Raw genomic sequence first — 15,024 nt, forward strand, 5'->3', positions numbered from 1 at the left:
TTTCTTTACACTTATAGGCGATCGCATCCTACTTTAATCTTGCCTCATAACCAAAATTGGCGATCGCCTTCTAGCAAACCTGGATAAATGCCTTGCAACCGTCGATAAGCCATACGGTCAGAACCAAAAAGCGGTATTGGTAAGCGCGGCTCGTTCAGCGAACCATGATGTAGTAAGGTAAGTTTCAAAGTCGCCTCTACTAAACTTTCTAACGATATCTGATGTCCTGCTTCATGAATTCTCAAGCGTAGAGGCAGAGGCAAACCGATTTTCGCCGAATTTAGTTCTGTCGTGACTAAAATAACTTCCCGCGCCGATAAACGCAGTGCTAATCCTGGCGTTGGTGCTTTAATAACTTCTGCTTCCCAGTTGTAGAGCCGAGGAATCCCAGACTTGTAGCACTCGACTAGAATAAATTCCGAACCAATCGCTTTCGCTCGTTCTTTTAAATGTTGCACTTCATCACCACAAAAGCGTCCATCGCGGTAAATTAGTACGACTTTACCTTTCAGTTGAGCTGCGGGAAGAAAGCTTTCTAAAATTCTTTGGGGAATTTCTTCTCCTTCAATTAAAGCATCTTCTAATCGATAGCGAATAAATTCTCCTTTGCGACCGTATAGACGCACGCTAGCGCAAGCATTCATAGTTCCAGAACCTCTCTTCTTGGCGCTTCTGGAAATATCTAAGCCGATGAAATAGTCGGCAATTCCTAATGGTTCAGCTAACACAAAAGGCAAGTTGCCTAGCTTGGCTAGAATACCTGGAATTACCTGATTTAATAAATATTTAGCTTCAACGCTTTTCAAAGTATCTTCGTAAATAACTTGGCTGGCAATTCCACGTCTGAGCAAGCGCGAGTAAATCCAAGAATATAAGCTACCTCCTTCTGTATTATCGCTGTGGCGATCGCTGGTTGGTAAAAATGTCAAAACTATATCGGGATGATTTACCATCAATTCATCGACAGCTTCTTCAGCTTTGGCTCTCGCTTCAACTCCAGATAAATTATCTACCAATAATGCCTTTTTATTTTCAACAGGAAGAAGAGTTTCAAAACCATAGCGTTTGAGTCTCTGTCGCGTTTCTTGCAGAAAAGAATTTGCTGGATAATCGCAAAGTTTCAATGCAGCAATCCGAATTGGTCTTGACAAATCGCTAAAATCTTCATGACGGCGATACACGCCACCTTTGGATAAACCAGATAAAATTTGACCTTGAACGCCAATTTGATTTTTTCCAAATACCAGTTTTGTTTCTGATAATTTAACTGACGGAGAGAAGAATAATTCAGGATGTCTGCGGCTATTTATACTAATCTTCAGTTGAAATCCATAAGTAGCTAAACTTTGTCCAGCTTCTTTTTTGTACAATGCTAAAAGTTCTTTTCGCTCTACATAAGGAATTTTAGTTGCAGACAGTAATTTTCCATAATCTACATCGAATTTTTTAGCAGTTTCCGCTGTTATGCAAGGACGTAAAGCTGCCATTGCATAATAAAAAGGTTGTTGATTTTTACCAAACTGTACGGCAACGACTGGCTGTTCTTCCGGTGCTTCTATCAATGCTTGTTTACTAATTGCGCCAGTTGCATCCTCAAGTAGTTTTTGTCTGTGGTCGGCAATAGTACCTACAATATCAGTTATTGTTGCAAAGCTATTACGTTCGATATCTCGTACTTTTAAGCCAATTAACAGTTGCTCTGGATTCTGCCGATAGGGATGATTATTGTAAAATTCTTCTAGATGCCTTTGATAGAGGAAACTACTATGGACGGTAATTGTCAAAGCTGGCTGAATCTGAGTTTGAATTTCAATCGTTTCTGCCCAAAAATCAATCTCTCGTTTGACTTCTACTTGATTTACTGATATTACAGATGGAGATGAAAAACGGCAATTTATTTTTAATACTCTCACTGCTAACTGTGAAAGAATCTCAGGTGTAATCTGTGGCTGGCTTACCCATTGTATTGCATAAGTGCGATCGCCAATATCTTTATTTAATTCTTCGCAAATTTCTAGCAGTTTCTCTCGCCACTGTTCTTGACTTGGCACTTGTCGATTAGGTTTGGCTAAAACCCAGAAAAATTTATTGTGCCAAATAACAACTACATCAGGAAACTTTTGACTGAATCGCCAACTAAAGCTATTACCAATTTTTCGGTCAATTTCAGGAGTTAATCGAAAACAAATGAAATTTTTCGGAGTAATATCTAGAAGTGAAACTTCACTTAAAAAAGTTGGAACTGAAGCAACTGGAAATTCTTGCATAACATTATTCATGCAGCCGCCTCAGTCATGGCAAATTTACAAATAGAGTTAAAAGCACAATAGCGGCAACTTACGCCTGGATTAGGTGGAAAAATTCGATTAAAATCGTCAAAATTTCGACGATAGCGATACAAATCTTTTTGATGTCGTTGAGAGAGCGAAGATAGTTCTACTTGAAACGATTTGAGTATGCTAGATGACGCAGTAATTCGCTCTGACTGTTGGCAAGTTTCCAAGTTATAAAATGAAGCAACAGCTTTTTGCTGCGGATAGATATAGCTAGCGGCTAGTAAATAAATATATGCTTGTCGGCGATCGAAGCCAGATTTTCCAGTTTTAAAGTCTACTATATGTAATGTTCCGTCTTCTTCTTGTAAAACGCAGTCCATCGCGGCATATAGGTTAAACGTGTTATTTCCTTGCTGGATTAAAATCGGTTCTGGAAACCCCTCGTCGCCTCGACTGAGTTTAATAACTTTCTTACCAGCTAGAAACTGATTGTGATGATAATTTTCTAGGATTTGAAGAACTTTTATCCGAACTGAATCTACTTCTTGACTCAACTGCAAAATTTCTGCTGTTTGAGCGATCGCATCTTTTCCGTCTGCGATTAAAGAGGTTTGATAAAACTCATAAATTCCTCTTTGTGCCAAAATCCCAATTCGCTGATGTATATTATCTTTTTGTAATAGTTCTGCAACTTGCGGCTCCCACTTTCTTGCTTTAGTAAAACCCCTTTTCATATCGCAGTGTAGATGCTCTAAACCGACTGCTGGCGAAAATAAAGACAGCAGATTATAACTAGCAAATTTCCAAATTTTTGGCATAGTTTAATTCCTCATATTGCCATGAATAAGAGACACGCTTTTATATAGCTGAAATACTGTATACTGAAAGAAATTGATTGATATGACCATATTGACCATTTTAATCAACTTTGTCAAGATATATATATAAGGGAAGAAAAAAATGAGTCAAAGTTTTGGTAAAGTTATTCGTCAAGCTCGTAAGGCAAGAGAGTTTAGTCAGCGCGAGTTAGCCAAGTTAATCGGGGTAGATTACACTTACTTATCGAAACTAGAGAACGACCATGCTGGCTATCCTCCTAGCGAAGATGTCATTCACAAACTATCTTTGCATTTGGACTTGCCAGAAGCAGAACTGAGACATTTAGCTGGTCGCATTACACCAGATGACACAAAAGTTTTTGAAGAACTAGTTAGAAAGTACAAACAAATGCCTGTCTTGTTACGCCGAATGCGAGACGAACCTGAATTTGCTCAGAAACTATTGAGAAATACAACCAACCGAGATTAGGAGAAATCAAGTTGAAGGTTATTAAACCCTATCAGTCCATGTCCAAAAAGGAAATCGAGCATCGAGCATTGGATGTACTTCAGCGCGTGCAAGCAAAGCGTAAACGTCCTTTAAAATTTCCACTCGATGCAGGACACTTAGCTGAATCTCTTGGTTTAGACATGGATTGTGGGAAAATAGCACCAGATGAGCAAGGTACGATCGCGGCTATGATTTTACCTACAGAACGTAAAATTATAATGAATGAAAGTAGTCTAAATTTGCCTAAAGGATTTGAAGAATCTTCAATTGCTCACGAAATTGGACATTGGGAACTTCACATTGACAAAAATGCAATTTCTAAATTTGTAGAACTGCAAAATTCTGGTTTGGAAACCGCTGTTGAGCCTTTTCTCTGCCGTAATGTTAACGCGCAGCAAGGAATTGAAAAGCAAGCACAGTATTTTGCTAGTTGCTTGTTAATGCCTCAATTTAAGATAGAAGACGTAAAACGGGGACGCGATTTAACTAAATGGAAACATCTTTATGCGATGAAAGATGAGCTTGGTGTCACAATTTCTAATTTGACACATCGCCTACAAGACCTTGGTTTAATTTATATTCCCAAAGATTCCAAGCAAATTTATCTTGGTAAAGCTGGATCGTAATTTATTATTCATTTATTTTTATTAAAAAGCGAACTATTCTTGCTTATACTTAAGTTAAAGAATATGCTAGTTATTTCGTACATTGCTATTAATATCACGCGACTTGTTTAATCCAAATTGCTAATCCACCACCGCGACCGCGAGCTGCGATATAATCTTCAGTTATTAAGAAAAAGGCAAAAAAGGGCAGTTTAGAAATAGGTTGTTCCTCAAAAGTTCCGGCTCTTTTACCACTATTAAACTTGCCCTGATAAACTGTACGATTAAATAAACGCAGTTGCATTTGGGCGAAGTCAAAAGCAAGTAAATTTTTCTTACCTAAATACCGCGCTGGACCAGTCAGTTTAAATAGTAACGAACCGAATTGGACTTGATTGCCAATTTCTAGCCGTTCTCTTGAGTGAAAGGAAATCTGTGCTGGCGCAATTTGAGGAATGTAAAAGCCATTTCCTTGAGCCACACCATTTTGTAATTTGGCATTACGTGGTGCTGTGAAGTAAAGTCGCCAATCGCCCAAGAGAGATTCGAGGGGGTATACTAAGCGTTGCTGTTTGGCTGCTCTTTCTGCTTGTAATAGGGCGCTAACAACCACTTTAGCAGTAGGGCGATGGTTGCGAAGCAAACCGCCTTCGGCATCGCGATTTCCCGATCGAGCAGCGATCGCCACTTTTGACAGGATCTCAAGATAATCGGGTACAGTTGTAGAGAGTTCGCCCATCATGTGTTTTAAGCTTAGCTCTATTGGCTTGAAGATTACAATATACAATTTGAAAAATTATATCAATATTTATGAAAAATATTAAATGTAGGCGATCGCAAATGAAGATCAAATTTTACCAAAAGTCTCAAATATTAAAAACTTGTCTGTTATTGTCATTTCTTGGAATTGCGATCGATCTTTCTAATGGCGGAGTATATGCTAATAACTTGTCTGGCAATTTAACTGTAGAAATCAATGGTTTTAGAAACCGTGAAGGGCAAGCTTGCGTCAGTCTGTTTGCCAGCAGTCAAGGTTTTCCTAATAATAGAAAAAATGTCGTACAGCGTCAGTGTAATAAGATTACTTCTGTTCCCCTGATAGTCAATTTTAGGAATCTCAAAGCTGGAAATTACGCTGTTGCTATTATTCACGATACTAATGGAGATGGTACGCTCAACCGCAACGATTTAGGAATGCCAATTGAGGGATATGGATTTTCAAGAAATCCAGAAATTCGTACAGCCGCACCTAAGTTTAATGATGCAGCTGTTTTAATTGCTGGTCCAAATACAAGCGTGCAGGTTCAGTTGAAGTATTTGGATTGAACTAAATTGAATTATGCGATCGCAGCGACTCGTTCCAACAATCCCTGAAACAATTTCAAACCATCCGTTCCGCCTAAAATTGGGTCGGAAGCGCGTTCGGGATGCGGCATCATACCTAAGACGTTACCCTGACGGTTACAAATTCCCGCAATGTTGTTAACGGAGCCGTTAGGATTGTCGCCGGCATAGCGAAATAGGACTTGATTATTTGCCTCAATTTCCGCTAAAGTCTTTTTATCAGCATAGAATCGACCTTCTCCGTGCGCGATGGGAATAGTCACAACTTCCCCAACTGAGTAGGCTTGCGTCCAGGGTAAATCGGTACGCTCTACTTTTAATTCCACGCGATCGCAAATGAAATGTAAATCGCGGTTTCGGACTAAAGCACCAGGTAACAAACCCGCTTCAGTCAAAATCTGAAATCCATTACAAATTCCCAATACAAATTTACCTTGTTGAGCGCAATCGACCACTTGCTGCATGACAGGAGAAAACCTGGCGATCGCACCACAACGCAAATAATCCCCGTAGCTGAAACCTCCAGGTACGACGACAACATCGAGATCCGTTAAATGGGTGTCTTCATGCCAAACCATGCGCGTCGGCTGCTTGAGGATGTCGCGAGTCACGTAGGCAACATCGCGATCGCAATTCGAGCCAGGAAAAACTACAATCCCAAACTTCACATCGATGCTCCCATCTCTACAGCAACTTCTTTCAAATCGAAGCGATAATTTTCAATTGTCGGATTAGCCAGGAGGCGATCGCACATCCGATTCAGCTGTTCTGTGGCTGTTTTTTCATCTACTGCCGTCAGTTGCAACTCGATATACTTACCAATTCTGACATGTTCCACGTTATCGTAACCCATATGACTCAAACCAGACTGGACGGCTGTTCCTGCTGGGTCGAGGACAGAGGGTCGCAGGGTGACATATATGCGAGCTAAATACTTTCGTAACACTTGACTTGATTCCCAATCCCACAAAGGCTATAATAACTCCTTCTGGAGACAGCTTGACGGAATAAACAGTATTCGCTTTGAGCTAGTTTAGAAAGCAAGGGAAGTGCGATCGCCGCTTCAGTCATCAAACTCAGATACTGTCTATGAAAGCCGAGAAAGCTGAACGTACTCGCAGTCAAGAACGAATCTTGCATTTACTAAAAAACTCCAATAAAGCAATATCTGCCCAAGATATTTACGTAGAACTTCGCAATCGCAATCAAAGCATCGGTCTAGCTACAGTTTACCGTGCCTTAGAAGCATTGAAACTCGAAGGAGTCGTGCAGGTTAGAACGCTAGCTTCTGGCGAATCCCTCTACAGTTGCGTTCAGCAAGATAAACATCACCTAACATGCCTGCAATGTGGTAAATCGATTCCGATCCATCAATGTCCGGTCCACGAGTTAGAAAATCAGCTGAATAAATCGCACAAATTCAAAATTTTCTACCACACCCTAGAGTTTTTCGGCTTGTGCGATCGGTGTCAGGTTAGTTTGTAGAGACGTGACATGTAACGTTACCCCGTGTGCGACTTTTTGTTCCCCCCTTTCATAAGGGGGGCTAGGGGGGATCTTCCGATGAGGTAACTTGTTTTGTAGATCCCCCAACCCCCTTAAAAAGGGGGCAATAGATAAGTCGTACATCGCGTATATCTTTACAAAGTTTCACTCCCTATTCCCATCCGAGATCATAGAACGCATACCCTCGATCGTCCCAGGAATGCTACGCGGGTCCATGAACATGACTTTGCTGCTGTCGCTGCTGCCAATTTGCTTGCCCATGTCTAAATAATGTTGAGCAATTAAAAATTGTAAAGCTTCAGCGGCATGAGGTTCTGTTTGCAAAATTTTGGCAATAATTTGCAATGCTTCAGAGGTAGCTTGTGCCTGCAAAATTTGTTGTTGGCGTTCGGCTTGCGCCTGCATGATAATCGTCTTCTGTTGCGCCTCGGCTTGCAGAATTGTGGCTTTTTGTTGGGCTTCAGCTTCGAGTACCTGCGCTTCCGCTTTCCCTTTAGCACTGTTAACTGCCGATTCGCGATCGCCTTCAGAAGTCAAAATTGATGCCCGTTTGCGTCGTTCTGCTGCCATTTGCAGTTCCATCGACTCTTGCACCGCTTTGGAAGGAATGATGTCCCTCAATTCCACCCGCGTTACTTTCACGCCCCAAGGATCGGTAGCAATATCTAAATCCTGGAGCAAAATTTCGTTGATTTGCGTTCGCGCCGTAAAGGTTTGATCCAACTCCAGTTGTCCCATTTCCGCCCGAATTTGCGTCAGTACCAAATTCACCATTGCCGATTGGAGATTTTCTACCTTGTACCAGGCTTTTTCCATATCGACAATGCGCCAGTAAACCACAGCATCGACTTCAATTCCCACGTTGTCACGGGTGATGCATTTTTGCGGTGGAATATCTAAAACTTTTTCCCGAATTGTTTCGCGAAAGACAATGCGATCGAGAACGGGAACGACAATATTTAGCCCTGGTTGCAGTTTTTTATGATAACTACCAAATCTCTCTACCAAAGCTTCATTGCCTTGATTGATGATTTTGACGGAGCTAGCTAGGGTAGAACCACCACCTAGCGCTAGTACTATCAGTAAAAATAATTGTTCCATAGCAGTGAGTAGTGAGTAGTGAGTAGTGAGTAGTAGGGGCGCACAGCTGTGCGCCCGTACAAAAATTCAGATAGCGCGTCCGTACAAAAATTCAGATAGCGCGCCCGTACAAAAATTCAGATAGCGCGCCCGTACAAGCAGTATTGGTCTTAATGATGAATCAGGCTTTCTGGCATCACGATCAACGTAGTTCCCTCTCGACTGACAACATAGACTTTTTGTTGTGGCAGTATGCTGAGCTTTTCGTCAGCACATTTTGCCCGCCAAGAATTCCCTTCATATAACACCCGTCCCTCTTTACCCGCAGTAATTTCGGTTAAAGTCTCCGCTACTGTAGCATCTCGAATTTTTGAATGTCGTTGTGGTGCTGGGATTAAGCGTCGCGACAGAAAGACAAAAGCTGTAGATAAGGCAAGCCATACGACGACTTGCAAGCCTAGATGAGGCAAAATTGGCACTGCTATAGCTACGACAACGGCACTAACTCCCATTGCGAAGCTCACAAAGGCTGTAGGTAGCACGAGTTCGATCGCACAAAGAGCGATACCGATAAGCAACCACAGCCAGACAAGATTGATTGACATTTTTTACATTTTGCGCTTTCTATTTTAATTCTTACTCTTTTCTACCACTGACTGTCACTTAGAAGTCGTAAGTCGTAAGTCAGAATTAACTGGTCACTGGTTACTGGTTACTGGTCACTGCTCCCTACTCCCTGCTCCCTAATAACTGATAACTGACAACTGAAACTTAGGGGACGAAATTATGCAAAGATAAAAGATTGTGACAAGTAAGTACTGATATAGAGGACGAGCAGTGGTGCAAGTCTGTGGAGAGGAAACACTAGGTTCAAAGGTTATGAAAGTTGGCGATCGCGTTCGTGTTAAAGAATCCGTTATCGTATACCATCACCCAGAACACCGCAACCAACCCTTTGACATTAAAGGTTTGGAAGGAGATGTGCTGGGTATTGTCAATGAGTGGCATGGCAGACCTGTAAGTGCCAACTTACCTGTTTACGTGCAGTTTAGTAAAAAGTTCAAAGCACATTTACGGGAGAATGAAGTCGAACCTATATCGTAGAAAAGCACCAAATTGGTGCTTTTCTACAAATAATGGCTGCGGCGAAACCAACTTCTGAATGTTGAGTTCGCCCTGCATTTGTGAAAATTTTTGGCAATGTCTCGATATGACAGTGTTTGCGTCTTAAACGCTCGTGACTCCTCAGCTATTACTCATTCCTCTTTCAAAAATCAAAACAGCTATTCTTAAAAGGTTTTGGCTTTCCTGATAAGGCTGAGTTAGCAGCTTGTTCGGCGGCTTTGGCTAAAGCTGCTGCAACTTGTTCGGCGCGGTGACGAGTCAACGACCAAATCAGCGGAGATAGCCAGCCATCTAAAGTAACGGAATAAGAGACGCACGTACCGCAAACGGTAGATTCGACTTTGTAGGTAATATGTTCTTCTACTCCTGGGATAGCAAGCACGCGCACGCGCAATAATTCTCTAGGGCATACGCTTTCAACAAAGATCCGAATTGGGAAGGGTCCCATCCGGGTGACGGCTTCAAAGATTAATCCCGGCTTCGGAACTAAGCCGTAGGGTACGTTAGTTTTGGTCAGTAATGGGTGCCATGAAACGTCTGCTAAGTCAACTACCTTTTGCCATAATTCATCTACCGAAGCCGAACTAATTTGTCTATAAGTACGTACTAAAGAACACTGAACGCGACGACCCTTGCGCTGAATTAATTTTGATATGTAGCGTCGCATTTTCTTCTTCCTCCTTTTGCCTGTTGAGCTTAGCAGGCATTCTGACTTCGGCGGCAACCAAGGCAAGTATTGATGATTATTTTGGGCAAACTTTCTCTAGAATACTCAATTAGAGTTTAGTATTTCACTGAAGATTTTCGCTTCGCTGTATTATGGGGTGTTAATTTGAGGGACAATATGTTCAGTGGTCTATTATCTGTATTGACTCAACGGATAATGTTAAGTCATTTGCAATTGATGCGATCGCAGTTTGAAATATGACTCGATTGTGACTGAGTGATGTAAAGCATTTTTAAGTTTTGCCAGTTAAGTATTGCTTTCGCTGCTTAAAGCTTTCAGACTTACACAAAATTGTAGATGTTCCTTGCCACAAAATAAAAATTTAACAGAATTTTATTGACAACATGACGACTGCTTCTACAGCTCAACCAACTTCCTCCCAACCCCTACCCCCAACTGACGCGAAAGAACGAGTCAGCCAGTGGATGAAACAGATACAAGATAAGATTTGTCAAGCTCTCGAATCCGCTGATGGTGCGGGTAAATTTCAGCAAGACGAGTGGGAACGGGAAGAAGGCGGCGGCGGGCGATCGCGTGTCCTGCGCGAAGGTAATGTATTAGAACAAGGAGGAGTCAATTTCTCCGAGGTATGGGGTTCTCATTTACCGCCGTCGATTTTAACTCAACGCCCAGAGGCAGCAGGACATAAATTTTACGCCACGGGTACTTCAATGGTGTTACATCCCCGTAACCCTTACATCCCGACAGTTCACCTGAATTACCGCTATTTTGAGGCTGGTCCCGTTTGGTGGTTTGGAGGTGGGATAGATTTAACCCCCTATTATCCATTTGCTGAAGACGCAGCTCATTTACATAAAACACTGAAGCAGGCTTGCGATAATCATCATCCAGAATACTACCCAGTGTTTAAGCGCTGGTGCGACGAGTATTTCTATTTGAAACACCGTCAAGAGACTCGCGGTGTCGGCGGAATCTTTTTTGACTACCAAGATGGTAGGGAGGGACAGTTATATCGCGGACCCCATTCTAATAGTCCGGCGGCTGTTTATAGCAACCAACTAGGTAATCAACCCCCTCGTAATTGGGAAGAAATCTTTGCTTTCGTGTGCGACTGCGGCGAGGCATTTTTACCATCCTATTTACCCATTGTCGATCGCCGTAAGAATATAGAATATGGCGATCGCGAACGCAATTTTCAACTCTATCGACGCGGACGTTACGTAGAATTTAACTTAGTCTACGACCGAGGCACGATTTTCGGATTACAGACCAACGGACGCACGGAATCAATTTTGATGTCTCTCCCTCCCTTGGTACGTTGGGAATACGGTTACACGCCAGAACCCAACACCCCCGAAGCCGAGTTGTACGACACATTCCTCAAACCTCAAGATTGGGCGAATTGGAATCCTTAAGCAAATATGAGTTGTAGAGACATTACATGTAACGTCTCTACAACTCATCAAACATTTAGCAGAAAGCTTATGTCTGAGTCATTGCAATACATCACGAACCAAGAGGGCGAACAAGTCGGTGTACTTCTAGATATGGAAACTTACCGTAGACTAGTTTCTCTTCCATCTGATGCAGAAATTTTATCAGGATTAAGTCTAGATGAACTACCAGCCTTAGCAGATAGTATGCTAGCTCCTACTGCTCAAACTCAACTAAGTGAATTACTGGCTCGAAATGCCGAAAATCAGCTTTGTACTGAGGAAATAGCAGTTCTAAATCGTTTGTTAACGCAGGTTGACCAGCTTAACATTCTCAAAACACGAGCTAGATACACTCTAAATTTACATTCATAGTCAGGACAGAAAACTCTAAAAATTTACTTTTTGCGGAAACGATACGCACCCATAATCGCGCCCCACTTAGCCGCACCTGTATTCATATCTATGCCTTTGTCATAACTTAAAAACTCTTCTGGGGCGGCTTCAAAACCAAGATTGACTTGTTGAGTATTACCTTGATAAGTAAAGCAGCACTTTGCATCTGGTGGGATTGCGGCTTTGAAGTGATAACTATTGGAATCTAGTTGTTGCCAAGTCACAATTAATAAACAACCAGGTAATAACTCAAAATCGTCAGGAGTAAATTGTTGCAATCTCTCAGAATTTGCCCCAGCACCACGCACGGCAGTAAAGTCTTTAGGTATGTAGTACTGTACTTGAATTTGTCCATCCTCACGCGCCTGCATTCGCATCAATCGCGGACGATAGGGTTTATCTAAATACAAAGCATTGGCTTGTTCGGCAAATAGGGTAATACTGTCTTCTTGAAATAGGGGGACGGGTTTTTGCCACAGTCGTAAGTGAACGAACCAAGCAGGATCGGCGATCGCCTGGGCTTTATTCTCAAATTCACCTGCCATATAATCGGCGAGGGCAATTAATTCGGTTGGTATCATAAGAAATTCAAAAGTTAAAAGTCAAAAGTTAAAAATTACCAGATTGTTGAAAGTATTCCTGCTCCAAAATCGACATTACCACTTGAGAAGCATACTTATCTTGCTGCTTCACGACTTCTCTTAGCAATCCTTCCTCGCGAAAACCTACCGATTGATATACGTGTCTGGCGCGGTGGTTATCCTCAAACACATCTAACCAGAACCGATGAGCTTTGTATTCCTGAAAAACCCAATCTAAAAGCAAACGTAGTGCCTGCTTACCATAGCCTTGTCCTGGCTTTGCCATAACGATGCGTACCAAGCAAATATTGCCATGAAGTGATGTAAGACCAGATAAAATTGCGTACCCGATTGCATCTTCAATTTCATCATTTTGGAAGATGAAATATTGACAATCTTGTGAACTTATGTATTGCTGGTGTTGCTCTCGACTAGAGGAAAAAATAAAGTTTTGAAATTCTGCTCTAGCTTCCTGAGCCAGAAAAAAATCAATATCTTCAGAACGTGCAGTTCGCGATCGCATTATTCAGTTATCAAGTGACTAGTGGAACCAGTGGCTGGTGTAGAATGCTCCCTCTGCTCCTAGAACTTCCTTGTCTCTGTTGTCTTCCTTATCCCCATTGTTTCCATACCTTACATCCTATTTTCCCAGTAACTAAAGATTGTAAATCGTTGAGACCGATCGGCTTTGGCTTGGCAAAAGTCACGTTAAAGCGAGACAATAATCTAATAAGTCTTCCCGCTATGTTTAATTGTGAATAACCTGCGTACTGTCTCCGATACCAAGCGAAATTTCTACAATCAACACACCCGCCCGATTAACACGATCTATCGGCGGGTGGTAGAAGAACTAATGGTAGAAATGCATTTACTCTCAGTCAATGCTGATTTTCGCTATGACCCCATCTACGCTCTAGGTGTCGTTACGGCATTTGAGCGGTTTATGCAGGGCTACCAGCCAGAACGGGATAAAGAACCGATTTTTGAGGCGCTGTGTCAGTCCATCGAAGATAATCCCCAGAGATATCGCCAAGATGCCGATCGCCTGCGTCAACTCCTTCAAAACGTCTCGGCGCAACAACTGTTCGACTGGATCGACGGTAAAGCTTCCCTGCAAGGTGCAGAGGATTTGCAAGCACAAATGCAGGCGATCGCCCAGAACTCTAAGTTCAAATACAGTCGCCTATTTGCGATTGGTGTCTTTACCCTGTTAGAACTAGCAGATGCGGAACTTGTCAAAGATGAGAAGCAGCGAGTGGAAGCGCTCAAGCAAGTCGCAACTGCTCTGCACGTACCGGAAGATAAGCTGAACAAAGATTTAGAGCTATACCGCTCTAACCTCGATAAAATCGAGCAAGCGCTGATTACAATGGCAGATATCCTTTCAGCCGATCGCCGAAAGCGCCAACAACGCCTGCAAGAAAAAGAAGCTGGTGTTGCTACCAGCAACGGTGATAGCGGTTCTGCTTCTGGCTCGTCCCAGGATAAAACTCCGTCTGGTTCCTAGTCATGTAGTACAAACGTCTGTAGGGGCGCACGGACGTGCGCCCCTACAAATCAAATATGCAAACAAGGTCAATTCTAATAAGCTGGAGCTACAAAGGCATAAATCAGATGGCTGACAACGGAAAGCGCCAGCGCCCCCAGCAGAACGCTCCAAATTCCTGCTCGGAGGCGGAAACCTTGGACTACAGAAGCTGCAATCCCAAGGGCGATCGCCGAAATCGCAAAGGTGACAAATCCCGATAATAAACCGAACGTGAGCAAATTAGGGATAAAAAATAGCGCTCTTAAAATTGGATTAACAACAGCAGCGACTACCCCTAGTACAGCTGCCGAAAGATATGCTTTAGCGGGGCTATCTACTTCCACACCAACTGGAAGTTTGCTGACAATCAAAAGACTGGAAGCACTTACTAACCAAGCAATTAATAAGTCGATTAGCATACCTACAACTCCTTGAGTTTGAGATTGAGAATAACTCGCTTATAGGAGTAGGCTAGCGAATCGAACTACTAGAATTCATCTATAAATTGACAGAAAACAAGCTGTATCCTACTGCTTTTCTGTCTCCTTTGCGATCTACCGTTAGGAAATTGTCTTCGTACTACTTGGAGTTCATGGCGATTAGGGTGCGATCGGCGCAGTAGAATTCAAACGGGGGTCGGTGTTAGGATTAATTGGAGCCAAGGGCGTAAGATCTGGCGATGATAGATTAGAACCAGATGGTAAATCGGGGGAGCCAGGAGTCGTGGCTAAAGCAACGCGATCGCCTCCAATTTGCCGCATGACATCTAATAGCTGAATCACATCGTTGTAGCTCGACGATCGCGAAGCATTTAAAATAATTGTCCCGAGGGGATTAGCTTGAGTGTAAGCTTTGAGAGTTTGTGTCAGCTTATCTATTTGTACTGGCTCTTTCTCGACATAAAGCTGTCCGTCTTTGAGAGTTACAATCAACCGCGATTGGAACATTGGCGCTGTACCAGTACTCGCCTTGGGTAACTGAATTTCAATCGCCTGCTGGCGGGTAAATTGCAGTGCTGCCAAGAGAAAAAACGTCAAAATGCAAAAAATGACATCAATTAAAGGAATAATTTGAACTTGAACTTCTTCAATTGGTGAGTGCAGGTTGATTTTCATGAGATTACTAGCTTTAAC

20 protein-coding genes are annotated in these 15,024 nt (G+C 42.4%); 8 read left to right on the forward strand and 12 right to left on the reverse strand.

Annotated elements, in window-relative coordinates; genetic code table 11:
- Positions 1 to 44: 44 nt before the first annotated feature.
- Both DSM107010_RS01835 and DSM107010_RS01840 read right to left on the reverse strand, forming a co-directional pair.
- Complete coding sequence (locus DSM107010_RS01835) at positions 45 to 2,279, reverse strand: Piwi domain-containing protein (protein ID WP_106167712.1); 2,235 nt, start codon at positions 2,277 to 2,279, stop codon at positions 45 to 47.
- A complete protein-coding gene (locus DSM107010_RS01840; RefSeq protein WP_106167711.1) occupies positions 2,276 to 3,094 on the reverse strand; it encodes a PD-(D/E)XK nuclease family protein in 819 nt (272 codons plus the stop codon). Before DSM107010_RS01840 ends, DSM107010_RS01835 begins: the two co-directional genes overlap by 4 nt.
- Before the next feature lie 142 nt (positions 3,095 to 3,236).
- Here DSM107010_RS01840 and DSM107010_RS01845 point away from each other — a divergent pair, with 142 nt between their 5' ends.
- A complete protein-coding gene (locus DSM107010_RS01845) occupies positions 3,237 to 3,584 on the forward strand; it encodes a helix-turn-helix domain-containing protein (protein WP_106166723.1) in 348 nt (115 codons plus the stop codon).
- Between the two features lie 11 nt (positions 3,585 to 3,595).
- On the forward strand, positions 3,596 to 4,231 hold the full coding sequence (locus DSM107010_RS01850) for an ImmA/IrrE family metallo-endopeptidase (RefSeq protein ID WP_106166722.1): 636 nt from the start codon (positions 3,596 to 3,598) through the stop codon (positions 4,229 to 4,231).
- A 94-nt stretch (positions 4,232 to 4,325) separates the two neighbouring features.
- Here DSM107010_RS01850 and DSM107010_RS01855 read toward each other — a convergent pair whose 3' ends face one another.
- The gene (locus DSM107010_RS01855) at positions 4,326 to 4,952 is read right to left on the reverse strand and encodes a hypothetical protein (RefSeq protein ID WP_106166721.1); all 627 of its coding nucleotides are present in this window, start codon (positions 4,950 to 4,952) and stop codon (positions 4,326 to 4,328) included.
- Positions 4,953 to 5,050: 98 nt separating this feature from the next.
- Here DSM107010_RS01855 and DSM107010_RS01860 point away from each other — a divergent pair, with 98 nt between their 5' ends.
- Positions 5,051 to 5,536 (forward strand): DUF2141 domain-containing protein, encoded by a 486-nt coding sequence (locus DSM107010_RS01860; RefSeq protein WP_106166720.1) that lies wholly within the window; start codon positions 5,051 to 5,053, stop codon positions 5,534 to 5,536.
- Positions 5,537 to 5,547: 11 nt separating this feature from the next.
- Here DSM107010_RS01860 and purQ read toward each other — a convergent pair whose 3' ends face one another.
- Together purQ and purS are read right to left on the reverse strand one after the other, a co-directional pair.
- On the reverse strand, positions 5,548 to 6,222 hold the full coding sequence (gene purQ / locus DSM107010_RS01865; protein ID WP_106166719.1) for a phosphoribosylformylglycinamidine synthase subunit PurQ: 675 nt from the start codon (positions 6,220 to 6,222) through the stop codon (positions 5,548 to 5,550).
- A complete protein-coding gene (gene purS, locus DSM107010_RS01870; protein ID WP_041463528.1) occupies positions 6,219 to 6,500 on the reverse strand; it encodes a phosphoribosylformylglycinamidine synthase subunit PurS in 282 nt (93 codons plus the stop codon). The genes purQ and purS overlap by 4 nt, the downstream gene beginning before the upstream one ends.
- Positions 6,501 to 6,643: 143 nt before the next feature.
- On the opposite strand from purS, the gene DSM107010_RS01875 reads away from it, so the two are divergent.
- On the forward strand, positions 6,644 to 7,039 hold the full coding sequence (locus DSM107010_RS01875; protein WP_015157115.1) for a Fur family transcriptional regulator: 396 nt from the start codon (positions 6,644 to 6,646) through the stop codon (positions 7,037 to 7,039).
- Between the two features lie 165 nt (positions 7,040 to 7,204).
- Here DSM107010_RS01875 and DSM107010_RS01880 read toward each other — a convergent pair whose 3' ends face one another.
- Positions 7,205 to 8,161 carry an SPFH domain-containing protein gene (locus DSM107010_RS01880; RefSeq protein WP_106166718.1) on the reverse strand — a complete coding sequence of 319 codons (957 nt, stop codon included), beginning with the start codon at positions 8,159 to 8,161 and terminating at the stop codon, positions 7,205 to 7,207.
- A 149-nt stretch (positions 8,162 to 8,310) separates the two neighbouring features.
- A complete protein-coding gene (locus tag DSM107010_RS01885; RefSeq protein WP_106166717.1) occupies positions 8,311 to 8,745 on the reverse strand; it encodes an NfeD family protein in 435 nt (144 codons plus the stop codon).
- 274 nt (positions 8,746 to 9,019) lie between these two features.
- On the opposite strand from DSM107010_RS01885, the gene DSM107010_RS01890 reads away from it, so the two are divergent.
- Positions 9,020 to 9,244: a ferredoxin-thioredoxin reductase variable chain gene (locus DSM107010_RS01890; RefSeq protein WP_039715191.1), complete on the forward strand. Its 225-nt coding sequence runs from the start codon at positions 9,020 to 9,022 to the stop codon at positions 9,242 to 9,244.
- A 163-nt stretch (positions 9,245 to 9,407) separates the two neighbouring features.
- On the opposite strand, the gene DSM107010_RS01895 is transcribed toward DSM107010_RS01890, so the two are convergent.
- Positions 9,408 to 9,932, reverse strand: a complete 525-nt coding sequence (locus DSM107010_RS01895) for a hypothetical protein (protein ID WP_015157119.1) — start codon at positions 9,930 to 9,932, stop codon at positions 9,408 to 9,410.
- Positions 9,933 to 10,336: 404 nt separating this feature from the next.
- Here DSM107010_RS01895 and hemF point away from each other — a divergent pair, with 404 nt between their 5' ends.
- A complete protein-coding gene (gene hemF / locus DSM107010_RS01900) occupies positions 10,337 to 11,368 on the forward strand; it encodes an oxygen-dependent coproporphyrinogen oxidase (RefSeq protein ID WP_106166716.1) in 1,032 nt (343 codons plus the stop codon).
- 69 nt (positions 11,369 to 11,437) lie between these two features.
- A complete protein-coding gene (locus DSM107010_RS01905; protein ID WP_015157121.1) occupies positions 11,438 to 11,761 on the forward strand; it encodes a hypothetical protein in 324 nt (107 codons plus the stop codon).
- A gap of 23 nt (positions 11,762 to 11,784) precedes the next feature.
- Here the strand turns inward: DSM107010_RS01905 and DSM107010_RS01910 are convergent, their stop codons facing one another.
- Both DSM107010_RS01910 and DSM107010_RS01915 read right to left on the reverse strand, forming a co-directional pair.
- Positions 11,785 to 12,363, reverse strand: coding sequence for a chromophore lyase CpcT/CpeT (locus DSM107010_RS01910; RefSeq protein ID WP_106166715.1), 579 nt, complete (start codon positions 12,361 to 12,363; stop codon positions 11,785 to 11,787).
- 28 nt (positions 12,364 to 12,391) lie between these two features.
- Complete coding sequence (locus DSM107010_RS01915) at positions 12,392 to 12,886, reverse strand: GNAT family N-acetyltransferase (protein WP_106166714.1); 495 nt, start codon at positions 12,884 to 12,886, stop codon at positions 12,392 to 12,394.
- A gap of 231 nt (positions 12,887 to 13,117) precedes the next feature.
- Between DSM107010_RS01915 and psb29 the strand changes: the two genes are divergently transcribed.
- Positions 13,118 to 13,870 (forward strand): photosystem II biogenesis protein Psp29, encoded by a 753-nt coding sequence (gene psb29 / locus DSM107010_RS01920; protein WP_015157124.1) that lies wholly within the window; start codon positions 13,118 to 13,120, stop codon positions 13,868 to 13,870.
- A 74-nt stretch (positions 13,871 to 13,944) separates the two neighbouring features.
- Here the strand turns inward: psb29 and DSM107010_RS01925 are convergent, their stop codons facing one another.
- Both DSM107010_RS01925 and DSM107010_RS01930 read right to left on the reverse strand, forming a co-directional pair.
- Entirely contained in the window at positions 13,945 to 14,310 is a 366-nt protein-coding gene (locus DSM107010_RS01925; RefSeq protein ID WP_015157125.1) for a phage holin family protein, read from the reverse strand.
- Between the two features lie 180 nt (positions 14,311 to 14,490).
- Entirely contained in the window at positions 14,491 to 15,006 is a 516-nt protein-coding gene (locus DSM107010_RS01930; protein WP_015157126.1) for an ExbD/TolR family protein, read from the reverse strand.
- Between the last annotated feature and the right edge of the window lie 18 nt (positions 15,007 to 15,024).

The organism is Chroococcidiopsis cubana SAG 39.79 (assembly GCF_003991895.1).
GTDB classification, from domain to species: domain Bacteria; phylum Cyanobacteriota; class Cyanobacteriia; order Cyanobacteriales; family Chroococcidiopsidaceae; genus Chroococcidiopsis; species Chroococcidiopsis thermalis.